Annotated in this window: 24 protein-coding genes and 1 riboswitch; of the genes, 19 read left to right on the top strand and 5 right to left on the bottom strand. The window is 40.1% G+C overall.

What is annotated here, in order from left to right:
- The first annotated feature begins 5 nt into the window (after window positions 1-5).
- The 4 genes from MFF31_RS18325 to MFF31_RS18310 all read left to right on the top strand — a co-directional run bounded on the left by MFF31_RS18325 (window position 6) and on the right by MFF31_RS18310 (window position 6115).
- Window positions 6-500 carry a dihydrofolate reductase gene (locus tag MFF31_RS18325; protein WP_238189826.1) on the top strand — a complete coding sequence of 165 codons (495 nt, stop codon included), beginning with the start codon at window positions 6-8 and terminating at the stop codon, window positions 498-500.
- Between the two features lie 222 nt (window positions 501-722).
- Window positions 723-2210: a glutamate synthase subunit beta gene (locus tag MFF31_RS18320; protein ID WP_238189824.1), complete on the top strand. Its 1488-nt coding sequence runs from the start codon at window positions 723-725 to the stop codon at window positions 2208-2210.
- Between the two features lie 523 nt (window positions 2211-2733).
- On the top strand, window positions 2734-3786 hold the full coding sequence (locus MFF31_RS18315) for a hypothetical protein (protein WP_238189822.1): 1053 nt from the start codon (window positions 2734-2736) through the stop codon (window positions 3784-3786).
- Between the two features lie 25 nt (window positions 3787-3811).
- Window positions 3812-6115 carry a type IA DNA topoisomerase gene (locus tag MFF31_RS18310; RefSeq protein WP_238189820.1) on the top strand — a complete coding sequence of 768 codons (2304 nt, stop codon included), beginning with the start codon at window positions 3812-3814 and terminating at the stop codon, window positions 6113-6115.
- Between the two features lie 11 nt (window positions 6116-6126).
- On the opposite strand, the gene MFF31_RS18305 is transcribed toward MFF31_RS18310, so the two are convergent.
- On the bottom strand, window positions 6127-6864 hold the full coding sequence (locus tag MFF31_RS18305; RefSeq protein ID WP_238189818.1) for an HAD family hydrolase: 738 nt from the start codon (window positions 6862-6864) through the stop codon (window positions 6127-6129).
- Window positions 6865-7040: 176 nt separating this feature from the next.
- A complete protein-coding gene (locus MFF31_RS18300) occupies window positions 7041-7265 on the bottom strand; it encodes a hypothetical protein (protein ID WP_238189817.1) in 225 nt (74 codons plus the stop codon).
- A gap of 156 nt (window positions 7266-7421) precedes the next feature.
- On the opposite strand from MFF31_RS18300, the gene MFF31_RS18295 reads away from it, so the two are divergent.
- From MFF31_RS18295 to MFF31_RS18260, 8 genes are all read left to right on the top strand, one after another.
- The gene (locus tag MFF31_RS18295) at window positions 7422-8147 is read left to right on the top strand and encodes a phosphonate ABC transporter ATP-binding protein (protein WP_238189815.1); all 726 of its coding nucleotides are present in this window, start codon (window positions 7422-7424) and stop codon (window positions 8145-8147) included.
- A gap of 248 nt (window positions 8148-8395) precedes the next feature.
- Complete coding sequence (locus MFF31_RS18290) at window positions 8396-10072, top strand: amino acid permease (RefSeq protein WP_238189813.1); 1677 nt, start codon at window positions 8396-8398, stop codon at window positions 10070-10072.
- 304 nt (window positions 10073-10376) lie between these two features.
- Window positions 10377-11045 carry an MOSC domain-containing protein gene (locus MFF31_RS18285; protein WP_238189812.1) on the top strand — a complete coding sequence of 223 codons (669 nt, stop codon included), beginning with the start codon at window positions 10377-10379 and terminating at the stop codon, window positions 11043-11045.
- Between the two features lie 47 nt (window positions 11046-11092).
- Window positions 11093-12025, top strand: coding sequence for a polysaccharide deacetylase family protein (locus MFF31_RS18280; RefSeq protein ID WP_309296688.1), 933 nt, complete (start codon window positions 11093-11095; stop codon window positions 12023-12025).
- 13 nt (window positions 12026-12038) lie between these two features.
- A complete protein-coding gene (locus MFF31_RS18275) occupies window positions 12039-12998 on the top strand; it encodes an AAA family ATPase (RefSeq protein WP_238189808.1) in 960 nt (319 codons plus the stop codon).
- 10 nt (window positions 12999-13008) lie between these two features.
- Complete coding sequence (locus MFF31_RS18270) at window positions 13009-14145, top strand: DUF58 domain-containing protein (RefSeq protein WP_238189806.1); 1137 nt, start codon at window positions 13009-13011, stop codon at window positions 14143-14145.
- Window positions 14142-15485 carry a DUF4129 domain-containing protein gene (locus MFF31_RS18265; RefSeq protein WP_238189805.1) on the top strand — a complete coding sequence of 448 codons (1344 nt, stop codon included), beginning with the start codon at window positions 14142-14144 and terminating at the stop codon, window positions 15483-15485. The genes MFF31_RS18270 and MFF31_RS18265 overlap by 4 nt, the downstream gene beginning before the upstream one ends.
- 151 nt (window positions 15486-15636) lie before the next feature.
- Window positions 15637-16158, top strand: coding sequence for an ADP-heptose synthase (locus MFF31_RS18260; protein WP_238189803.1), 522 nt, complete (start codon window positions 15637-15639; stop codon window positions 16156-16158).
- Window positions 16159-16232: 74 nt separating this feature from the next.
- On the opposite strand, the gene xerS is transcribed toward MFF31_RS18260, so the two are convergent.
- Window positions 16233-17327 (bottom strand): tyrosine recombinase XerS, encoded by a 1095-nt coding sequence (gene xerS / locus MFF31_RS18255; protein ID WP_238192136.1) that lies wholly within the window; start codon window positions 17325-17327, stop codon window positions 16233-16235.
- Window positions 17328-17463: 136 nt separating this feature from the next.
- On the opposite strand from xerS, the gene MFF31_RS18250 reads away from it, so the two are divergent.
- The 6 genes from MFF31_RS18250 to MFF31_RS18225 all read left to right on the top strand — a co-directional run bounded on the left by MFF31_RS18250 (window position 17464) and on the right by MFF31_RS18225 (window position 22827).
- Window positions 17464-18381, top strand: a complete 918-nt coding sequence (locus MFF31_RS18250) for a decaprenyl-phosphate phosphoribosyltransferase (protein ID WP_238189801.1) — start codon at window positions 17464-17466, stop codon at window positions 18379-18381.
- Window positions 18374-19771, top strand: a complete 1398-nt coding sequence (locus MFF31_RS18245) for a DUF6080 domain-containing protein (RefSeq protein ID WP_248565527.1) — start codon at window positions 18374-18376, stop codon at window positions 19769-19771. Before MFF31_RS18250 ends, MFF31_RS18245 begins: the two co-directional genes overlap by 8 nt.
- 104 nt (window positions 19772-19875) lie before the next feature.
- The gene (locus MFF31_RS18240; protein WP_238189797.1) at window positions 19876-20532 is read left to right on the top strand and encodes a cell wall hydrolase; all 657 of its coding nucleotides are present in this window, start codon (window positions 19876-19878) and stop codon (window positions 20530-20532) included.
- 140 nt (window positions 20533-20672) lie between these two features.
- Window positions 20673-21392, top strand: coding sequence for a DsbA family oxidoreductase (locus tag MFF31_RS18235; RefSeq protein WP_238189795.1), 720 nt, complete (start codon window positions 20673-20675; stop codon window positions 21390-21392).
- Between the two features lie 72 nt (window positions 21393-21464).
- A complete protein-coding gene (locus tag MFF31_RS18230) occupies window positions 21465-22550 on the top strand; it encodes a lactonase family protein (protein ID WP_238189794.1) in 1086 nt (361 codons plus the stop codon).
- Between the two features lie 61 nt (window positions 22551-22611).
- A complete protein-coding gene (locus MFF31_RS18225; protein WP_238189792.1) occupies window positions 22612-22827 on the top strand; it encodes a cold-inducible protein YdjO-related protein in 216 nt (71 codons plus the stop codon).
- A gap of 61 nt (window positions 22828-22888) precedes the next feature.
- Here MFF31_RS18225 and MFF31_RS18220 read toward each other — a convergent pair whose 3' ends face one another.
- Both MFF31_RS18220 and MFF31_RS18215 read right to left on the bottom strand, forming a co-directional pair.
- Entirely contained in the window at window positions 22889-23203 is a 315-nt protein-coding gene (locus MFF31_RS18220; RefSeq protein WP_238189791.1) for a DMT family transporter, read from the bottom strand.
- On the bottom strand, window positions 23200-23574 hold the full coding sequence (locus MFF31_RS18215) for a DMT family transporter (protein ID WP_282570525.1): 375 nt from the start codon (window positions 23572-23574) through the stop codon (window positions 23200-23202). The genes MFF31_RS18220 and MFF31_RS18215 overlap by 4 nt, the downstream gene beginning before the upstream one ends.
- Before the next feature lie 72 nt (window positions 23575-23646).
- A riboswitch (guanidine-I (ykkC/yxkD leader) is annotated at window positions 23647-23745 on the bottom strand.
- A 110-nt stretch (window positions 23746-23855) separates the two neighbouring features.
- On the opposite strand from MFF31_RS18215, the gene MFF31_RS18210 reads away from it, so the two are divergent.
- On the top strand, window positions 23856-24335 hold the full coding sequence (locus MFF31_RS18210) for a thiol-disulfide oxidoreductase DCC family protein (protein ID WP_238189790.1): 480 nt from the start codon (window positions 23856-23858) through the stop codon (window positions 24333-24335).
- Window positions 24336-24364 lie beyond the last annotated feature (29 nt).

Genomic DNA, 24364 nt, shown 5'->3' with positions numbered 1-24364 from the left:
TTCATATGTTTATTACATTAATAGCAGCTATGGATCGTAATGGGGCAATCGGATTTGAGAACCGCATGCCTTGGCGGCTTCCTGCTGAGATGGCTTATTTCAAAGCGATGACTACGGGAAAGACAGTGCTTATGGGTCGCAAGACATTTGAGTCACTTGGAAAACCGCTCCCAAATCGGAGAAATGTGGTATTGACGAGACAAGAGAACTTAGTGTTGGACGGTTGCGAAGTTGTTCATTCAGTAGATGAAGCGCTGCAGCAATTCAATCAAGAAGAGTTAATGATAATCGGTGGAGGCGAAATTTATTCATTGTTTCTGCCTCATGCAGACATGCTTTTGCTTACTGATGTCGAAGTCGAGATCGATGCTGCGGATGCTTATTTCCCTAAGTTTTCAAAGAATGAATGGCAAGTGGTTGAGAGCCAGTTTAGAGAGAACGATGAGAAAAATGAATATAACTTTACTTTGCAAACTTTTAAGCGAATAAACGCGAAATAAGATGGAACAGATTGGCTTTATGACGAACAATTCGTCATAAAGTGCAAATGATTGTACGTATAGTCCATTAACGCGATAAACAATTGAATGCTAGCATGGTATAATATAGTTAACGGCTTTCTCGTGTAAGTTTATTGTTGAACAAAATATCGATTCCCGATATAGTTTGAAAAAGAATGATTTCTGATGCAATCGGGAAACAGGGATGGAGGAACTGCGATCATGTCAACACCTACTGGATTTATGGAATATCAGCGCGAATTGCCGGCCGATCGCGACCCGCTTGAACGTATTAATGATTGGAATGAATTTCACAAGCATTTATCAGACGAGCAACTCCGTACACAGGGTGCACGCTGTATGGATTGTGGCACACCTTATTGTCATACAGGAATGGAACTAGCTGGTTCTGTCTCTGGCTGCCCTGTAAACAACTTGATTCCAGAATGGAACAATTTGATCTATAGAGGATTGTGGCGTGAAGCGCTAGAGCGTCTTCATAAGACGAACAATTTCCCAGAATTTACGGGTCGCGTATGTCCCGCACCTTGCGAGGGCTCTTGTACGGTAGGCTTGATCGGTGATGCGGTCACGATCAAGACGATCGAAAACGCGATTATTGAACGTGGATTTGAAGAAGGTTGGGTCGTTCCACATCCTCCGAAAGTTCGTACGAGTAAACGAGTAGCAGTTGTTGGCTCCGGCCCTGCAGGACTTGCTACAGCAGCTCAGCTTAATAAAGCTGGACATACCGTTACAGTTTATGAGCGAGCTGACCGCATTGGTGGTTTACTTACGTACGGCATCCCAACAATGAAGCTTGAAAAACATGTTGTACAGCGTCGTGTAGATATTATGGCTCAAGAAGGAATTTCTTTCGTTACAAATACGGAAATTGGAAAAGATATTACAGCTAGTGAGCTAGTTGAGCAATTTGACGCTGTTGTACTTTGCGGAGGATCGACTCGTGCTCGTGATGTCGAGATCGAAGGCCGTGATTTGGAAGGCGTTCATATGGCAATGGATTATTTGAATGGAACGATTAAGAGCTATTTGGACTCCAATTTGGAGGATGGACAGTACATTTCTGCTAAAGACAAGGACGTCATTGTTATCGGTGGCGGCGACACTGGAACGGACTGCGTAGCAACAGCACTTCGTCACGGCTGCAAATCAGTTACTCAATTCGGTACACATGGCAAGGCACCTCTTGAGCGCGATTCGATTAACAATCCTTGGCCACAGTTCCCTAATGTGTATACACTTGACTATGCACAAGAAGAAGCTAAAGCGTTGTACGGAGAAGATCCACGTGCCTTTTCGGTATTGACGAAAAAATTCGTCGGTGACGGCAATGGCAAGCTAAAGGAACTTCATACTGTACAAATCGAACGTACTGTTGACGAATCAGGTCGAAAAATATACAGGGAGCTGGAAGGCACTGAAAAGGTGTGGCCAGCAGATCTAGTATTCATTGCTGTAGGCTTTGAAGGCCCTGAAACAACTTTGATCGAGCAGCTTGGACTTGAACAGGATCGTCGTACAAACGTAAAAGCTAGGTACGGCAAATATAACACTAATGTTGAAAAAGTATTCGCTGCAGGCGATATGCGTCGCGGGCAAAGTTTGGTCGTTTGGGCTATTAATGAAGGCCGTGAAGCTGCTCGTGAAGTAGACAAATATTTGACAGGTTCATCGATGCTGCCTTAGTGATTATGGTCATACTTTCTTTTGCAAAATGGGAAAATAGCAATTATACTAGCTAATAGAAGCGCCTTCGGGCGCTTTTCTTGCTTGATAGACCCCCCTTAAATCGATCATACTTTTTTGGATATGAACAATGAAATGTGTAATCACGGTTATGATTAAATATGGCCTGGACACGATAACAGAATTGAAGGTTGTTCAATTTAATCCTGTGATTGAACGCAGAAACGATCGTTGGGTTGATAATTGTATTTAGACCTGAGCTGGAAACACGAACCCCACTTTCAGTAGACTAGACAGCATTCTCAATTCTTGTTATCTGTACGTTGGGCGGAACGATTGTTCAAATTGTTCCGCAGGACGAAGATTGCGATTGTGAATCTCGATGTACATTTAGCGAAAAGGAATAAATACGGGCATTTATTGAGCAGGAACTAATACAAGCCGAGATTGGAAATCTAACTTCCCCACAAGAAGGAAAGTTGTGGTAAAATCGGTGTGAGATGTGTGTGGAGGGGAGATCTTCATGCCTGCAGATAACGCCTACGTATTAACACCTACAGATGTAAAAAATATTCGCACCTACGTGCATTCAAAATATGCAGCTATGTCTCATGACAAACGTGCGGAGATAGTTGCAGATGCTGTTACTCGCATTATACATAAACAATTGCCCGACTTTGCAATTGATATAAAGCGGCAACTTACAAGCACGCTTATTCGTACAACAGTGCTTGAGCATCAAAGACCGGTTAGTGCAGATGATATTTTTTTGCTGTGCATGGAACTGGATCAACAAGATGAAAGCATAGCAGTACCGCTAAGAGAGTGGACTCGAACGCAAGAAGCCAGATTTAATGGCATGAAGAGTACTGCTCAGACAAGCGTTGGTACAGCGAATGCTTCTTTGGGCGCTGAAATTATACAGTTACCAATAGCAAGTACTATGCTGATTAGGAAGAATAGACGCTCTAAATATCTTTTATTTATGACATTAAGTATTTGCGTAGCAGCCGTAACATTGCTGTTCGGATGGTCTCTGACTGATCGATCGGAACAAAAAGATTCTACTTCAACGATTGATACACAATTGCAACAAAAACCCGGTGCACCAGTGGTAGCGCTTAATGGGTTACCAAAAAATCTTAAGTATACAGGAATCGATCGGAACAAGCTCATTGCTTTTTTGAAGCAAAGAGATTCTATTCTTGCCGAACCTAAATATATTGATGCTATCTTGGAGACGTCTAAAGATTTCGATATTCATCCTGCTTTTATGTTTGCTATCACAGGGCAGGAGCAAGGTTTTGTCCCACGTACACATAAGAAGGCAAAAGAAATTGCGAATAATCCGTTTAACGTATTCCATAGCTGGGAAGAGTTTAATACGACGATCGATGAGTCATCGCAAATTGCAGCACGCACCATTGTTCGTCTTAGCAAGGACAAGCCAGAACATATAGATCCCTTTACTTGGATTAATCGTGAATACGCAGAAGACCCTAACTGGTCAAAGGGCGTACGTTCGATATTCGCTTTGATCTTAAATGAGATAGGCACACCTCAAGAGGGTAACTAATTACCGCAAAGGAGCGATCCTAGATTTGAAGACACTTATTATTGCGGAAAAACCCGACATGGGAAGAAATATAGCAGCCGCCATCGATCCAAAAGCAAAAAATAATCGCACCTATTTAGAAGGTGAACATTATATCATTACTTGGGCGATTGGACATTTGATCGGATTAGCCGAGCCGGATGCCTATGATGATCGTTATAAGAAATGGAATATTAATGACTTGCCTATCATTCCATCTCCGTTTAAGCTCGTACCTAACAAAAAAACAATTGATCAACTTAAAGTAATTGGCGATCTTGCTAAACGGTGTAATTCACTTATTAATTGTTGCGATGCGGGGAGAGAAGGGCAATACATCTTTGCATTAATTCAGAAGCATCTAAAGCTTAAGCAGCCCGTCAAGAGATTATGGATATCAGATCTTACACCAGAAACGATTCGTAAAGGATTCGCTGAGCTGAAGGAAGGATCTGAGTACGATAATTTGACGAAAGCTGCCACAGCTCGCAGTGAAGCGGACTGGCTTATCGGCATGAACGGATCTAGAGCTTTTACAACTAGACATAACGTACTGTTATCGGTTGGACGGGTTCAGACTCCTGTCTTAGCGCTTATTTATGATCGCCAAAAAACGATTGAAGCGTTTGATTCGCTGAAGTTTTTTGAGGTGGAAGCGCATTTCGACCAGCAAGAGACCAAATATCGTGGAATGTGGCAAGGCGACCGAATAACGGATCCTAAGCAAGCTGAGGCTATTGTAGCGAAGGTGAGAGGTAAGGAAGGGAGTATTGCTTCCTATGAAATTAAGGACGTTAAAGAATATCCTTATAAATTATATGATTTGACGTTACTTCAGCGTGAGGCGAACGGTAAGCTCGGCTTTTCTGCCAAAAAAACGTTGGACACTGCTCAAGCCTTATACGAGAAGCATAAAGTCATTTCCTATCCGCGTACTAACTCTAATTATGTGACAGAGCAAAACATACCGGAAATGCACAAAACATTGTCTGCGTTACAGGGGACTGCTTATGATGAGTGGGTTAAGGGTGCAAATCGTAACTTAGTTCATAAAGGAAATAAATTTATTTGTAATCCTACTAAGGTTGAAGATCATCATGCTATCTTGCCTACATATAGGAAAGCGAACGGTTTAGCTCCAGATGAACAAAAGCTTTATGATCTCATTGTTCGCAGATTTCTGTCGCAATTTTACCCTGCTGCTGAATATAAATCGCATAGTGTTATTACTGAAGTTGAAAAAGAATCTTTTAAAACTTCGGTTAAGGAACTTGTTAGTTTAGGTTGGAAAGTTATATATAGTGATCAGAAAAAAGATAAAGATAAACAAAAAGTGAGCAAAAAAGATGAAGATACGGATGAAGAAGAGGAAGTAAATGAGCCTTTTTCCGTTCGAGCACAAGAAGCAGTTCAATGTACGGATGCTTTGATGAAAGAAAAGGATACACAACCGCCAAAGCATTATACCGAAGGTACTTTGCTTAAGGCAATGGAGAGTGCAGGTAAACAAATTGAGGATGAGGAAGTTCGGGATGCGATGAAAGATTCGGGTCTTGGTACTCCAGCAACCCGTGCGGCAACGATTGAGCGGTTAAAAAATGTCGGTTATGTAAGCATGCAAGGAAAACGGATTATGATTTCCCAAAAGGGTAGTACGGCTATTGAACTCATTCGAGGCGCCGGAGTGGAGTTGCTCACTTCCCCCGAGATGACCGGGATGTGGGAAAGAAGATTAAACGATATTTCTAGGGGCAGTGCATCCGACACTCAATTCATGGAAAATGTGAAGAAGTTTGCAACGATGATCGTAGAGAAGGTTCGTCAACAGTCTCGTGCAGATAAACTGATGTTTGAAGCAGACGCAACACCTGATAATAAACGAACAACGAGCGGTAAAAGGTCAGCAGGTACTGCTTCTACAAGTAAAAGCGGAACAACCAGAAATAGAACAAGTGGCACTAAACCTTCTACTAATGAGCAAAGCGAATCGAAGCAAAGGGGAGTAGCTGTTGCTGATAAGAAGGCAAGTATGAATGGTGTACCTGCTATTATAACCAGCTGCCCACGTCCTGGTTGCGGTGGTTCGATCTTTATGGGGCGGAAGGGTTATGGTTGCTCTAACTATAAAATTGGATGTAAATTTGTCATTTGGAAGGAAAGTTTTGGCCGCAGCTTAACTGACAGCCAAGTTAAAGCGTTAGTGGAAAAGGGGAAAACTGCTAAGCTTAAGCTCGTATTAGAGGATGGGACGACGACAGAAGGTAAAATCATCGTCCAAAATGTTGAAACGGGTCAGCTTGCCGTGGATTAATGGATTAACGATTAGATGCGATTCAGGAAGCCTTGAATTGTACTTGGCACATCCTTTAATTGATCTAATGTAAAGAAGGCGCCTTTTGGCTCTACATTAATTTGAACGACGTTGTAATGCCATTCTTCCTGAGTTCGCATGTGAATGGCATGAATACCAGCTGTAAGTGCAGGTACAACGTCTGTTCGAATGGAGTTACCGATCATCCATGTGTGTTTCCGATCAAATGGACCATTCGCCAAAATATTTTCAAGTGCTGCATTGTCTTTTAATTGTCTAATATAGATACGTGATTCGAAATAGCGCTCAAGTTGCATACGCTCAATCTTGCGTTGTTGAATTAATATTTCGCCGCCCGTATACAGATGAAGCTCATGCCCTTCAGAAGCAAGTGCATCTAATGTGTGCTCCATGTTAGGGTATGGCTCTGTATCGTGATCATAAACGCTCATACCAAGCTTCCAGAGGAAGTTCTCTTCCGTAGAAGATCGTTGTTTTCCTGTCATATCACAGAAGTGAATATAAGTATCAACAAAAGATTGAGGGAAATGTTCACTCTTAAAGCCAGTAGTGCCAATCAGGACGATATCAAGTTCAGTTTGTTTCTCTCTGACAGAGTCAGGTGTAACGAGATCAGATCCACCGAACCATGTAGTCATCGAATCAATAAATTGATCAACCACATAAAAAAAGTATTTGTTGCAATAAATCAACGTATCATCAAGGTCAAATATAATTTTTTGCTTCATCTAATACAAGTCTCCTTTGCGGCAGTAAATGCTGCTGTATGAACAATCTACCGCATATGCTAGTGTATAGTCAATGAAAGCGTTGTTAATATAGCAGCATAATTATAGTAGCGTTCATACCTATTATAATCAAAAAAGAGGCGAGATCGGTTATTCCGATCTCGCCTCTTCTCGTATTAAGCATATTTTAATTGTGAAGCAGTTAGTTGGTTTTTAATGAATGCAATTCGTCTGCGAATATAGAAATCTCGACTGTCGCTCCTCAGGTCTCTAGGGTCGATCACCTCCTCATTGCTATTGTCAATAATGACAAGACGCCCGTCGTTATAAAATTTAAAAGTTAAATCGCGATTAGGACGACTCTTTTCTACGTAACGGAAATTTTCACAGTTGGTTTTCATGATGATCTAGCCTCCTTTGAGTGGTTGTTTTATCGAAATAGAACGTTTGTTCTTATTTGTTATTATAGCAAACATTTGTTCGTGTGGAAAGTGTTTTTTATTTACCGTACACTAAGATTAGTAGAAGTTTCAGCAAGCAGCAGGGGGGAAGAAAAGATGCTAAGAGTCAAAGGTTTGACGAAACGAATTCCTGGTGGACCTACGATCCTTAACGATATTAGTTTTGAGGCTTACGAGGGGGATTTTATCGCTGTCAAGGGGAGCAGTGGAAGTGGAAAGTCTGCGCTTCTTAAATGTTTGGCGCTGCAAGAGCGATGGACCTCAGGATCGTATAAGTTTAATGGCAAAGACGTATTTAATGATGGATGGGCAACAAAGATTAAAGTAAAGAGACAAGTTGCATACATAGAGGAAAAGCCTTTTCTATATCCTGAGAAGAGCGGACTGAAAAATGTAATCATTGGATCAGTTAGTCAGACACCTGCTTGGAGAAGATGGACAGGCAAGATGCGCAGCGATGATTATATGGGTGCGATGGATATGATTGAAAATCGTGGACTGTTGGATAAGGCACATGTATTAGCAAAACATTTAAGCGGTGGGGAACGTCAACGTATGGCAATTGCTAGGGCACTCGTGCATGGAGCGAAAGTAATCGTTGCAGACGAGCCTGTTGCAGGACTAGATCCACATGCAGCGAATAATGTGCTTGGTGAACTAAAAGCTCTTTGCAAAGAAAAAGGGATTATCGTAATCGCAGTTATGCATCAAGGGGAATGGGCTGAACGTTACGCAGATCGGATACTCGGATTAAATAAAGGTAATCTTGTAGTAGATGTGTATGGAAGGCGACTAACAGAACGAGAGAAGACACTTTTTTAATTGATAGAAAAGAAGAAACAGTTAGATGAAATGCGTTATATTGTCTTATGGCGGTTTCTGAACTGAAGTGATAACAGCAGTGACTGAACAATACGCGCGACAACAACAGTATCTGAATGATACCCTCATCTCATATTATATAAGGACTCCTTAGCGGCATAACCTATGCAGCGATTAAGGAGTCCTTTTACTATTGTATCTGCATGTCTACTGGGATCTATTCATATAGTAGAGTAGGGGGTGGAGAAATGATAGGAATGTATATAGGGCTGTTATTGGCTTTAGGTGTGTGCGTCCTCCTTATTGCCATTACACATAAAGCTCAAAAGGGAATGAATTACTCCAGCTATCAAAGTATGGTTAAATATGGGATAGAAACGCAGTTATTTCAGGATAAACATGATCTTCATCGTTTTGGCATTGCACAATTGCTTGCGAGAAGATGGGGTCGAATGTCGGCCTTTGGGATGTCCTGTAATGTAATGGCTTTGATTGGCAGTGCATCGTTGTTATTCGGGCCAGCGATTCATACAGGCGGATTGTCTATTGCTGGATATGGGCTACCTATTATAGGCTTATTTTCACTATGTGTGAGCGTATGTCTAGCAGAACTATCTTCAGCAATACCTACATCAGGTCATATCTATCATGCTGCTGGTAAGCTGGGAGGTCGCAAGTGGGGAGTTCGTGCGGGCTGGTTTCACGCAGTTGGTCACCTTGCATTGCTTGCCCTATACATAGGCGGCTGTGCTTACATTGCTGATACAATTGCCTCAGCAATGATAGGCTATAAATCATCAGCGATATCATTTTGGGGATTCATCATCATCATTGTTTCTACCCAAGCTGCAATGAATCATTGGGGAACTATGGTGCTTGGCTGGATTAGTAAATGTGCCGTTTGGGTGCAACTATTCATTGCAGTCTCAATACTGGCAGGATTAGTATGGTTTTTCTGGCCAGGTGGATACTCACCGGTGCTTTTATATCATTTTCAAAATTTCAACTTTGATGGAAATGTACAAATCAATTCTTACATACTTGGATGTTTGCTTCTGTTGAAACTATTTATAGGAATGGATGGAGCTTCATTAGGAGCAGAAGAAACGATAGAGCCTCGTATACGTGTTCCATGGGCTATCTTTTTGTCCACCGCTTATACGTTTGTAATCGGGTATGTCTTACTCCTGTTTATGGGGTTAGTTACTGGACTTACAGGTGGATCTGAACAAGCGATAAGTTATGCCCGTTCGATAATGGGTTTGGATGGGATAGAGCTTTTTGTTCAAACAGCAATGGCAGGATGGGGGGGATCATCTATCATTGCGTTAATGATTGTTATTTCCTTGTGGGTAAGTGGTCAACATTCTATGTTTGTATGTTCGCGAGCACTGTTTAGCTTAGCTAGAGATGAATCAATGCCTTTCAGCAATCGACTTGCTAAAGTTTGTGTTAGGCGGCAGCAGCCTATTCATGGTGGTTGGTTTAGTGGCTTGTTGTCAATCTGCATCATTATCGTCGTGTTAGTCATCCGAGATGGCGGATTAATATTGCCGCTTTTATCGATTGCGATCATTACTCTTCATATCTCGTACGCAATTCCCATTGGTCTTCGATTAAAGGAGAGGTGGGATGCAAAATATATATCAAAGTACGGCGCAAACGTTTCCGAGCATCTCTGGACTGATGCGCCTTGGCGACTTGGTACTTGGAGTATGCCAATACATGGAATAGCATTTCTTTGGTTGATTGGAAGTGCGATCTTAACAGCAATTTTTGTTGATCTAATTGGAGTTATTAGTGTAGCGATCTTGTTACTTGCGATGACCACAATGGATATGGGTTATAGCAGAGAGCGAAAGCTGACCTCGCACAAAAGCCTGGCACATGTCCCGAATAAACGAACGGATAAAAAGGCTCATTAAAACGAGGAAATGAGCGGGAAATGATAGGTAATATCAGGTGGTCATTTCCCGGGGAAGCGCAATAAGCTACATGAAGTAGACGATTTCGACATGCTGACGTATAAGAAGAAGTAACCTGTCGAAATGATTGATTTCATGGCTAATCCATAACCTTATTAGATAGTTAACCTAGTTAATTTGTTTTCTAAACAACAAGGGAATAACCTTTCAACAATGGGGAGGTTATTTTTTTTGCCAACATATCCCTGTAATGTTTATAATACAAATAGACGAGATTACTAGATTTAGAATAGAGGTCAGTCTGATGAATAATACTCAAACTATTGCAACTCTAGCTTCACTGCTTATTGGTAAACCTAAAATGATTCAACATGGCTCTAAAGAAGTGCTCAGCGGAATTTTTAAGGAACCGACAAAGGAAAGCCATTTTGTTAGTCGTATGGGTATTCAAGGAGATGGGCAAGGAGATTTGGTCCATCATGGTGGAGAAGATAAGGCGGTATGTGCCTATTTTCAAACCCGTTATCCTTACTGGGAAGCGTTGTTTAATCGTTCGTTTGCGCATGGGTCCTTCGGCGAAAACTTCACTTTGTCTCATTGGACAGAAGATGATTTATTTATTGGAGATATTGTAACGATTGGGGAAGTAACATTGCAAATTAGTCAGCCAAGGCAACCTTGCTTTAAACTCGGACTTAGAAATGAAATGCCTGCTTTACCGATGTTGTCACAACAAACGGGTTATACGGGATTTTATTTCAGAGTCCTTAAAGAAGGATACGTACATGCTGGGCAACAATTTAATATTGTTGATAGACATCCTGCAAAAGTATCGCTCGCCTATGCAAATCAGATGATGTATGTGGAAAAAGACAATGTTGAAGCAATACGAAAAGTTCTTGAAGTGAAAGAGCTCGCTGCTAGTTGGCAGAATCAATTCACAAGTCGTCTCGAGAAGTTATTGAATAATTGAAATATAAACGACATGGCAATTTTGCCGAAACTATTTGAGGGGGAACAATGATGAGTTTAGCAAAAGCACTCGGTTATAATGAAAATGATCGTCTTCTAATCGTTAATGCTGATGATTATGGTTTATGTCATTCTGTTAATGAGTCAACACAGCAATTACTTAAGGAGGAAGTCATTAGCTCCGCTACAATAATGATGCCTTGTGCATGGGCTCGGTCAGGTGCACTTTGGAGCGCACAGAACCCTCAATATGATGTTGGCGTTCATTTTACATTTACTAGTGAGTGGGAGCCTTATAGTTGGGGACCTGTTACAAGCAATGCTGATGTTTCCTCATTAGTTAATGAAGAAGGATATTTCTATAAGGACTCTCTTGGATTCGAGCAACATGCTGAAGCAGAACATGTCAAGATTGAGCTTGTGAATCAGATCGAAAAGGCACTTAAGCTAGGAATGAATCCAACACATGCAGACAATCACATGGGAAGTTTATATGGATTGCGAACAGGTAAACATTTTATGGTTGAAGTACTCGATGTATGTGCTGCTTACGGGCTGCCATTCCGGTTACCACGCTATATTACGATAGAAGAGGGTCAGGTTGCCCCACCAGAGATGAAAGAACAAGTACAAGCTATTGCTAATCTTGCGGATTCAAAAGGTGTTGTCATTTTAGATTATTTGATAGGCTTACCTTTCCAATTGGAAGATGGACAAACGTATGATAGTTTCAAAACGAATATGAAAGACTTGCTAGGCGTATTAAAGCCAGGTGTTACCGAGCTGATCATTCATCCTTCATTATTAACAGAAGAATTCCAAGCTTTCCATCGTGAGCCGGCAAAAAGAAATATGGAACATGACATATTCCGTGATCCAGAAATTATGAATGTGCTTAAGGACGCAGGGATTAAACTTATTCACTGGCGAGAACTGCAGAAGCTTCAACAGGAACGTACAAACAAATCGAATTCACTATAAAGGAGATTTGGATATGTCTTTCCAAGTTATTAAGCTGCTGGCTGAGCAGGTGAAAAGGAACGTCGGAGAAGTAATCATAGGAAAAGAAAATGTTATTGATTTATTGTTAATTGGGTTAATTACTTCAGGGCATGTATTACTAGAAGATGTACCCGGCACAGGAAAGACGATGTTAGCAAAAAGTTTCGCAAAATCTTTATCCCTTTCGTTTAAACGCATTCAATTTACTCCAGATTTGCTTCCTTCTGATTTGAGCGGTATTTATTTCTATAATCAGAAGGAAAGTGAGTTTCAATTCCGCCCGGGACCTGTTTTCACAAACTTGTTGTTAGCAGATGAAATAAACCGAGCTACTCCACGAACACAATCTAGCTTGCTTGAATGTATGGAGGAGAAACAGGTTAGTGTAGATGGTGAAACGAAATTATTGGATCGTCCTTTTATGGTCATCGCCACACAAAATCCGGTAGAACATCAAGGGACATTTCCACTTCCTGAAGCACAACTCGACCGGTTTCTATTCAAAATAAAGATGGGCTATCCTTCTACAGAAGAAGGTCTACAGTTATTAAAACGTTTTAAGGATCAAGATCCGCTAAAGACGCTTTTGCCTATAGCTAGCGCAGATGAAATCGAGGCTGCACAAGCGTCTTATGTTCACGTTAGAATGGAAGATGATGTGATGGGATACTTACTTGAAATAGTCGAAGAAACACGGAAGCGAGAGGATGTTTCCATTGGAGTTAGCCCTAGGGGAAGCCAAGCGCTACTTCGTGCATCCCAAGTACATGCCATTTTTCAAGGACGAGATTTTGTAACTCCGGATGATATAAAGGCAATGGCGAAGCCAGTATTAGCCCATCGCTTGTCACTCCGTGGTATCGCTCGATCACAAGGCAGTGCCGAAACGATTATCGATGAAATTATTCGTCAAATTAATGTTCCCGCAGAAGCCGACCTATGGGCAAGATAGGAGACAGCTTATGTCCATTATTGTCTTCGTAGCAATTACTGTCATTGTTGTTCTTACTCAAGGGTATATTTTTAAACGTTTCGCACTACATAAGCTTGGTTATGAAAGACGCTTCAATAAGAAGGTTTGTTTCAGAGGTGATGAAATTGAACTAGTTGAGCAGCTGATGAATTCAAAGTGGCTACCAGTACCTTGGTTAAGAGTGGAGTCTCAAATATCGGTACATTTGCGTTTTGGCAAACAAGAAAACTTTTCTGTGAGCAGTGGTCAAGTGTATCAAAATCATCGAAGCTTCTTTAGCTTAGGCCGTTATATGAAACTAACCCGAACGCATCGCATTACTCCAACGAAACGTGGTTGGTACAAACTTAGCACTGTATCTTTAACAAGTGGTGATTTACTTGGTAACTTAAACTGTATAACGCAAATCCCGTTAGATGATGAGTTAATCGTTTACCCAAAGCCAGCTTCAGTACCTTTTCATGAATTGCCTAGTCAAAGTTGGCAAGGTGAGCATCTGGTTAGAAGATTTATAGTACCTGATCCCTTTGTTATTGCTGGAGCACGGAATTATGAGTGGGGAGACTCGATGAAGACGGTTAATTGGAAAGCAACAGCAAGAGCAGGTACCCTTCAAGTTCATCGATATGATTTTACAGCCGATCGAAGCATTATGATTTGTTTAAATGTAGATGACAGGGAAGGTATGTGGAGAGTTGTTTCCGATGAATCCGTTATCGAACTTGGAATTGAATGGGCTGCAGGTGCAGCGGAAGCAGCTATCAACCAAGGTATGGATGTTAGCTTTAGTACGAATATGCCGATGTCTGGTATGACGGAAGCAACCCATGTTGAAGCCGGTCGTGGCCAAGAACATCTATTTATGTTATACGAGGTTATGGCAAAGTTGAATATTGTACGAACTGGTTTATTTCTTGAATTGTTGAAAATTGAGGTACTGAAGCGATATTCGAATCGTGACATTGTGGTCATTACTTCATTCTGGAATGATGAATTAGAACATACAGCTCATTCCTTATATATGAACGGTAATTCCGTATCTATTTGGCGACTGCCTGAGAGTCATTGCGCAGAACAACCAACAACTTCCATTTATAAAAGCAGTGAGGGGAGAAATGTATCATGATCATGTCAAAATTGATAAGATCATTATCCCCTTTAGGCAATGCTTTATTTGAAATGGTTTTTTTACTTCCAATTATAACAATTACAGCTCTGAACTTACTTCCAGCAACTTCAATTGTAGGCTGGATTGTTACTCTGCCGTTAGTATTCCTCGCACCTGCTGTCATCTATCGTAATAAAGTTCAAACTCGCATGATATCTAGAATAATGACAGCTGTTGTATTAGGTGTTGCTCATAGTAGTATCATAGTTTTTTTGTCGGTATCAAAATTTTTGACTATTCCAATACTGCTAAGTAGCTTAGTAGTTTGCTACATAGCAGACAGAGGTTATTTACAACATAAGCGTGGTTATGACAAGTTGGCGGAATCACCATTTATGTTTGGTTGTATTGTTGTTTACATAATTGTTCAACCACTAAATTTTATAATAGTTGATGAGCTACTAGTTATATATCCTAATCTACTAAATGTCGGAGCTATCATTGCAATTATTTTTTATATTATCCTTACAAACGAAAGACATTTCGCTAAAGAATTGGTAGAGACTCGTAACAATAGGGCAACGATCATTTCTAGAAGGCGAAATCGGACCTTAATTGGTTTATTAACGATATTAATTATATGTATTTCTATGTTTCTTCAAGCTCAAGCCTGGCTGGGTGAGAAGTTGAAAGAGATTTTGCGAGCTTTATTAAATCGCTCTAATCGTGACGAACCTGAAACTCCACCGGAAGCAGAATTACTTGCACCGGACTTTATACTTCCATCCACAGAGTCTAAAGTGCCTTCAATTTTTTGGACTATTTTTAACAATATTATATTGTTCCTTGGGACAATTATTATTGCTTTAATAGTAGTAGCTATTCTTTACAAGTCGATTAAGGTAGTCTTTCGTATTATTCAATTAATTAGAGCGAAGCTATTAGAAAAGCAATATGGAAATAACAGGGATGATAGTGATTATAAAGATGAAGTTGAAAGTTTACTTCATACTTCGAAATGGCGTAAAAAATTAAGTGGAACTTATTTTTCTAATAGAAAAATAAAAGAGGTGGGTTGGAACGATTTAACGACGAACGGGGTGCGAGTACGTTATTTGTATAAAGAATGGTTAAAGAAAAAGGTTCATAACGGTTATTCATTTAATGCGTATTCAACACCTAGAGAAATTGCAGCAGAACTTGCAGTGACGAATCCAAATGATCGTTCCCATTCCAATGAGCTTGAAGATTTTATTACTACCTATGAAGAGGCTCGCTATGGCAATGAAGATCCAACCGATGATAAGATTAATAAATACAAAAGTTGGCTAGAGCGGATGCGCAAGAAGTCGCCATAAAGCATATAACAAATGAGGTACCCATTCATGTAAAGTAATAATTAAATGCTACATTGGAATAATGGTCAGATGTCTATCTCGCTGAACATTATTATAATGTATAATAATATGGAGGCGTATGTATGTACGTTTAGAGATAGGGGGAAACACCATGCGGCGACGGTTTGTAATAGAGGCAGTAATGATTGCTACGTATGGACATCTTCTTGTGCCAAGTCGTCCTGTTGAATACGTTATACCCTATTCATCAATTGCTGAACTTTATGAGATGAGAGAAAGCTCTGATCCTGTAATGGAAGATCCTGATGATGATAGTCATGTGAAGTCGAAAATTAATGAATTAATTACTTTTTTTGAGAACGCTTTGAATCGTAAAAAAATTGAAAAAGCGCTGCAAATGCCTTGGCGAGAAAGCTCACCACTGCTTCTCGATGAAATGATACAATTCACCGTCATTCATGCTGTAGACAATGCGCAATACGGAGAGATATTTGATCCCATTGAAACGGAACTTTTATTAACTGCCTTACGGCTAAATACTCCACTCCTTTCGGATCAATATGAATTTCAAGAAATACTAATCGAAGCAGAAGTTCCAGTTCAAGTGTATGACATCGAAGATTTCGAATTTGCAGTTGAAGAGGGCATTTCTTCAGTTGATATGCAATTATAAGGTTCCAGCATACAGCTCCAATTGGGCTGTACATAAGAAAAGAAGGCAAGAGGATGTAAACGCAATAATTTGCGCTAATCCTGCTTGCCTTCTTTGTTTCTTCGATCAATCGCTTCAGCCATCGTCTTATCTGTGAGGTGAGCGTAAATTTGTGTTGTTTCTGGTGAAGCATGGCCAAGCTGCTCCTGAGTTTTGTAAATATCATTTTGCAAATAATAATCTGTTGCAAAGGAGTGTCTGAGCTTATGAACGGAAAGGTACGGCTTGCCGAACCGCTTTGCATATTTAAGCACCATTGCTTGGATCGCACGTTTCGTCATACGAGAACCTTCGTTTTTCCCATTTGCAATAGCTAGAAAAAGTGCTTTTTCTCGTTTTGGAGCCTTGTAGCGAATATCACGTAAAGCTAAATATGCAGTAAGATCTTCAATCGCTTCTTGGCGGAAGTAGACCGGAGTTTTAAACGTGTCGTCGTTTTTACCTTTTCGAAATACATAACATAGCTTCTTCTTCATATCGATATCTTCCACATTCAAATTAACTAATTCAGAAACACGAAGCCCGGAGTGAAGAATAAAGCTTATCATACATGCATCACGTGTCATATTGAGTTCGTAAGAAAAGAGTGCCTGTTTGTTTTTGACAATATCAGTACCGTAATGTACTCGTATGTAATCTAAAAATTCCGCGATTTCTTCCTCTTGAAGCAACTTTCCTTCGAGCTTGGCGGCTGTGTCCTTCGGCTTATGTGTACGTTTAATCGTAACTTTTGCCATGACATTACGTTTCAATAAGGGGTAAAATTGCTCGTCCTCAGCTATTTGGCTCAAATAATGAAATAGTGACCTTAGAGAAGATAGTTTCCGTGAAATCGTCGTTCGATTGTTTCGTTCTGGCTTATAAGTTGAGAGAAACATCCGATAATTGTCGATGCTCTCCATTCGTAAAGTTTCTAGTTCCAATAGAGTAATATCTTTAAGTGTTCGTGCTTCTGTGAGCCCTTCACCCATCATCCACTTCATAAACGTTTCGTAATCTCTCATATACTCAACAAGAGAAGAAGGGGAAAGGTCAGGCAGCTTATAATTAATAAATTGTTCAATATACCAAGGCATTGTAGGCAACTTTGCCTCAAGCTCAAGGCGATCCTTCTGTTTAATAATATTGATAGGCGTAGGCCTCCTCATGATGCTTACAGGGTTTGGATGGTTCTCGTTGGTAACCTTAAACATTATTGTATCAATTGCTCGTATAGGGTACAATATAGGCTTGTATAAATATAGACTTGGATGGTGAATGTTTTACATGAAAAATTTCAGTAGGGAGCTGGCTGTTGAGCAAGGTGCAGAACCTTTGGCGAATACAATTCAACTGCTTATACGTCAATTAAGACCTAAACAATGGACCAAAAATTTGCTTTTATTCGCTGCGCTCCTGTTTTCTTTTCAACATATAAATGCTGAATCAGTCATTAATTCGACGATCGCATTTATTCTTTTTTGTTTCGTTTCTGGGACAGTTTATATTATGAATGATTATGTAGATCGTGAAGCAGATCGATTGCATGAGACAAAGAGGTTCCGGCCAATAGCCTCGGGCAGGTTGAATCCTAAGTTGGCTTTAGCATTTGGAGCTGTGCTGCTTATTGGTTCATTACTCGTGTCGTTGTTATTAGAGCCATTATTTAGTGTTGTTCTGTTCATTTATTTTGTAATAAACATGTTGTACTCACTCGTTCTTAAACATGTCGTTATTATAGACATTATGCTTATAGCTGCAGGATTTGTCCTTCGTGCGTTGGCAGGCGGACTAGTTATCCAGGTTCCATTTACGCCATGGTTTCTACTTTGTACGATGCTTCTGTCATTATTTCTAGCAATAGGAAAAAGAAGACATGAACTCATCCTTCTTGAATCAAATAGTGAAGCGCATCGTAAGGTACTAAGTCAATATTCAGTAGCCTTGCTAGATCAACTTTTAGGAATAGTTGCAGCTTCAACGATTATTTGCTACTCCTTATTTACTTTTACTTCAGGTCGTACGATTCATCTGATGTGGACGATACCGTTTGTTCTGTATGGCATCTTCCGTTATCTTTATTTGATTCATATGGAGCAAAAAGGCGGCGCACCTGACAAGGTTTTGTTAGAGGACAAGCCAATAATGATCACAGTTATTTTATATGCTATAGTTTCAGTTATTATAATGGCTATTTTTGAATGAGAGAGAAGAGGAGTGGGCCATTGAAATGGGTCATTTAATGAATCCAAATGAACGCAGTAGCTATTCTTCATTTGCTGCTTACTTATTTCACAACAGCAAGGATAATGTAGTTGCTGCGCTGTTACTTTTTTGTTTTTCCGCCTTTTATATATTTTTAAATATGCCTTACGTAACTTATATTGATCAAAATTCAGCAGTACTCTCCAAGTTTAGTCCATTTTACGGAGCTCCATTTACGCTTAACTTATTTAATTTCGATCCATCGTTTTATTATGGCTACTCTAATGTTACTGTTATCCATCCTATTGCGAATTTATTGGCAGGAAGTTTGGCCAAGGTGGCTGAGCAAGCAGGGGGCAACCTGTTTTTCCTAGTGCTGCAAAGCGCACTTAACGCATTTTGCGTCGTACTACTTTATTATTATTTGCGTAGAAGAGGAGAACAATTGGGTCAAAGTGGATTTGCACTTCCTTTATCGTTCGCAGCATTTTTTGGTGTAAGCTCGTACTCCGTATTTTCCGCTCTAATCCCAGACTCATATGCATACGCGCAATTTGTCATTATCATATCCGTTGTATATTTGGCTTATGGCGAGATGACTAGTAAACATAATTATTGGTCAATGGCAGTTCTAGCATTTCTTAATTTTGCCATTACTTCGACAAATATCGCAACTTACTTCGGTGCAATGTTTGTATCACTTTATAAAAAAACAAAATCAGAAATGGTACGTCCAATCGTTCGTGTAATGGTATATTCTGCAATATTAGTTGTCTTATTTTCAGGACTACAGCTGTTATTGTTCGATGGGAAATCATGGTTCAATAATGTACAGCAGGGACTATCAAATGGTGGATTTTCTTATGTTGCTTCTTTTTCGCTTTCTCATCATTGGAAGTCCATTTATATGCTCTTTATTAGCCCTGTATTGTCGCCAGAGATGGTGCTGCTCGATCCAGGTATTGTCGCATTTACGACCAATCTTTCAGTTCCATATCCGCTTTATGTGACCATTATCGGTTTCGTATTACTTGGGCTCGCAATAGCTGGTTTCATACGTGGTATTCGAACAAAACAAGCCTGGATGTTAGCGGTATATATTGGCTTTGCAATTGCATTGCATATCGTAGTTGGATACGGACTTGCAACATTTAATTATGATCTTTATTTGTATGCTGGCCATTATTTATTTGCAATATTCCTGCTCGCAGCATCCTTCATAATGGGATTGAAAAGTGGGAAACTTCGGAAAATTGGTCTTATAATTATAATGATTTGCACCCTAGTTACGCTTGGTAACAATGTCATTAAACATACGGAATCTTTAGACTATATTCGTGATTCTTATGTGCAATTGAATGCTAATAAAGAAACAGGTGCCAGTAAATAGAAAATAAATGTAATTTTTGTTTACAGGTTACATTTAATTTTGTCATATGGTAAACTCTTACGAGTCATTGAGCGGTTAATGACTAATAAGGGAGTGAATCCAAGATGGACAAAAAATATATCGTAATTGTTTTAGGTATAGCCGTAGTAATTTCAATCTTCTTTATGATACAAAATAAATCTGTACAAGCATTTGCACCCGAATCATTAGCTTACAGTTCAGCTGCTCATTCAGTTATGGATGCAGAGCATCGACAGAAGGAGCTGGATTATTTCAGCCCAAAACTGGATACTCTCAATGAGGTAGTGGATCGACATTCTATGTTGCTGTTTCAGAGGGATCATGCGTTAAAGGCAATTGGTATAGAAGGTCCTGGAACTTGGAGGGCTCTTGAGAAAGCCTCAGTCAGCCGAGATGAGCTTGATATGCTCGCCAAAATTATTCATGGGGAAGCTCGTGGAGAAAGTTATGAAGGTAAAGTAGCAGTAGGTGCAGTTGTAATGAACAGACTGGAATCTGCCAATTTCCCCAAAACGGTAGAAGATGTTATCAAAGCGCCGCGTGCATTCACCGCCATTGATGATGGACAATACAACTTGAAACCGGATAAAGCTGCTTATCAAGCTGCACTTGATGCTGTGCAAGGTCACGATCCAACAAACGGAGCTTTGTATTATTTCAACCCCGCTACAGCTACTTCCTCTTGGATATGGACACGAAAACAGGTCGATAGAATAGGTAGTCACGTCTTTGCAATTTAAAGTAATGAAAATGGATTAAAAAGCAAGTTCGGGCAACGATGTTGATCGAACTTGCTTTTTTTAATGTCCTTCCAATTCGTCCTCAGCGCAAGAACATGATATAATGAGGATCGTATGAACGCATCAGGAGGTGTAAGAAGATGAGGGTAGAAATATGGTCGGATTTTGTTTGTCCGTTTTGTTATATCGGCAAAAGAAAATTTGAAGAAGCATTAAGCAAGTTCCAACATAAGGATCAAGTGGAAGTGCAGTTCAAGAGCTTTGAGCTCGATCCAAATGTGGATTCATCTGTGATCGTTACCATTCACGAGAAGTTATCGCAAAAATACGGTATGAGTATTGAACAAGCGAGAGCAACAAGTGCAAATGTAGCTCAGCAGGCAGCAGCAGTTGGTCTAGACTTTAGATTTGATAATATGTTGGATCAAAATACGTTTGATGCACATCGTTTGGCTGAATATGCCGCTGATAAAGGTAAAGGCTCTGCCATGTCGGAAAGATTACTTAGAGCTTATTTTACTGATAACGATAATATTTCTAATCATGCCAGGTTGATTGAACTTGCAACAGAAGTCGGGTTGGATCAAGATGAAGTAAAGCAATTGCTTGACTCAGAGCAATATGGAGATATAGTCAGAGGTCAAGAGGAAGAAGGTAGTCGCCTTGGTATTAAAGGTGTGCCTTTCTTTGTTATCGATCGTAAATATGCTGTGTCTGGTGCTCAATCACCCGACGTATTTCTCGATACACTTAGCAGAGCATGGGATGATAAGTACCCTACACTAGTTCAAGTTGAAGAAGGAACAAAAGACGCTAGTTGCGTTGATGGATTATGCGTTCCAGGTTCTGATAAAGCTTAACCATCTTGTTTTGTTGAATGTAGTTCGCCTTATTTGCTAACAATAATGATCTGATCGCGGGAGGAATAGGTAGTGGCGGCTGAACAAAATCAATTGCTCGTATTTGTAGGCTCATATGCAGAGAAAAATGAAAATGGGCTTAACGTTTACAAATGTAATGAGATGAGTGGAGAATTAACGGCAGTAAGTCATAGCTCTAACATTAAAAACCCAACCTTTTTGAATGTTGATACTGATCGAGAAATACTTTATTCAATTGCTGAAGCAGTCAATGAAGAAGGTAAGAAGATTGGTGAAGTCGTTTCTTTTCAAATTGACACTGCAACTGGTGAACTAACGTTACAAAGTAGTCAGTTGACTGTTAATTCAACTACTTGCCATGTACAAAGAGACGTTGACAGTCGCTATTTGATCGTGACTAGCTACCATGGTGGAATGATCGGGCTGTTGCAAATAGAAGAGGACGGCAGTATTGGCTCTCTTCTTGATATTCAGCAGCATGAGGGTCATAGCGTAGATCTTGAAGATCAAGACAAACCACATCCACATTCCAGCTTCTACAGCCCGGACGGTAAATATCTGTTCGTGTCTGACCTTGGCCTGGACCGAATTATTAGCTACTCATTGAATAAAGAAACAAACAAGCTTATTCGTCATAATGAAGTAACACTACCTGGTGGCTCAGGACCTAGACATTTTGTGTTCCATCCGAATGCCAAATTCGCCTATGCGATCAATGAGTTAAACTCTACGATTACGATTTTTTCCTATTCACAGGCAACAGGTGAACTAGTAATTATTGAATCGGTTAGTACTTTACCGGATTCATGTAAGGATGAAAATAGTTGTGCGGAGATAACGATATCAAAAGATGGTAGATTTTTATATGGGTCAAACCGCGGACATGATAGCATAGTTGTATTTGAGGTAAATGAACGTACAGGACAATTATCGACCATACAACATATATCAGTAGAAGGTGGACATCCTCGTCACTTTGCTCTTACTCCAAACGGTAATTTTTTAATAGCAGCTAATAGAGACACTAATAATTTAGTTACGTTCCATGTGGATGCTGACAATGGTACTTTACGTTTTACAGGTCATTCCACCGAAGTTTCCAAACCAGTATGCGTAATTCCAGCTTATTTCAACTAACAATTAATATACTTAACAATTAACCGCACTAATGGTTTTTACCGAAAGGAATTATTAATAAGTGACTACTAATTCAGACACACCAGTAAATTTAAAGCCAACGAAAATATGGAAATGTAAAAATGCAGACTGCAAAGCGTGGGTAAGGGATGAGTTTTCTACAACGGAACAGCTTTGTCCAATCTGTAAAGGCCCGATGCTTCGCAGTATGAGACATTTGCCACCTGTGCAGAATAAAGTGAAATCGCAACCGCGCAAGCCGAAATCAGAATTTTAATCCACTAAATGAAATGCCCCTAATCCGATAATGGACTAGGGGTGTTTCATTTCATACGATGTTATTCAATAAGCTTTAAGCCTACGACAGCGAAAAGAACTAGCAAGATAAAGAAAATACGAAGCATACTCCGAGATTCTCGGAAGAATAAGATACCGACGAGAGCACTTCCAACTGTACCAATTCCTGTCCATACGGCATAGGCTGTCCCCATTGCCATTCCTTCCATCGCAAGTGTAAGAAATAGGAAGCTAATCAGAAAGCCACATGCCATCATGGCTACGTTTTTAAAAGATAATTTTTTATTCATTTTAGCAATACCTGCAACTCCAACAACTTCAAATAAACCTGCCAAAACGATAAACAACCAGCTCATGCTTTTTCACCTCGTTTCCCATCTACTGCACCCGTGTCGGGACCATCGTGGGTGACCATCTTCAGACCAATTATTCCGGTTAGCAACAGGGCAACTAAGATTACCTTTGCCCAACTGAAAGGCACACCATAAACAGTCATTTCTAAAATGACTGTTCCTACTGTACCGAGTCCTACAAATACTGCGTATGCCGTACTTGTGGGAAGCTTCTTAGCTGTGAATATTAAAAGCCCAAAGCTGATAACGATAGCAACGATTGTAATTGCCCAGAAAAGCAACGTGTCAGCATTCTTTAAACCCATAACCCAAACAACTTCGAAACAAGCAGCGACGATGACGAGCAACCAATACTTATTTTGACCTTTTTCCACTTTAATCGAACTCCTTCTCTCCAAATTTTAGTAAAGAAAAACAAAAAAAGCCTGGGAAGTATCTGGTCAGATATCTCCCGGGCTTTTGTCCCTCCGTGTGTCCGCAGCAGTGCTGCGTGTTCTCCCTCGGACCAGACCGGCGATTGCCGCGGAACCCTAGAGAACTCATTTTTTTAAGTTTCGTTTGATTATAGTACATCTGGGTGGAGGGGTCAAGTGCAAGATCGGGCTCGATATGTTAGGATAAGCATAGGATTGTAGTAGATGAGGTGAACATGTCAATGAAAATCAATGTTGACCAGAGTTTGCAACCAAACAATAAAAGCACTGAAAAGTTAGTTATATTAATTGATGGTCAATGCCATATGTGTCAAGCAATCACTCGTTTCCTAGTCAAAAATGATCACAAAATAAAATTTCGATTTGCTGCACTTCAATCTACTGCCGGTCAGCAATTACTTAATCAAAGCACCAAATTAAAAGGGAAAACATTTGATTCCTTTGTTCTATATGACAATGGTCACTACTGGATCAAGTCAAGCGGTGCGCTTCGTGTGCTAATGAGACTAGGTGGATGGTGGACGCTGTTATATGGCTTTATTATCATTCCAGCTCCGATCCGTAATGTCATCTACCACTGGGTCGCACGTAATCGCTATCGTTGGTTTGGCAAATCCGATGTATGTCTCATGCCTACAAGGGAAGTAATGTCTCGGTTTCTTGAGAATGGCGTTGGTAACGCCGAAACTGAGCAACAATAATCTATTGTGATTATGTGCAAAACAATAAG

The sequence above is a fragment of the Paenibacillus sp. L3-i20 genome (assembly GCF_022180385.2).
Classification (GTDB): Bacteria; Bacillota; Bacilli; order Paenibacillales; family Paenibacillaceae; genus Pristimantibacillus.
The sequence above is the reverse complement of the archived record's forward strand: the minus strand, read 5'-3'. Positions and strand labels throughout refer to the sequence as shown.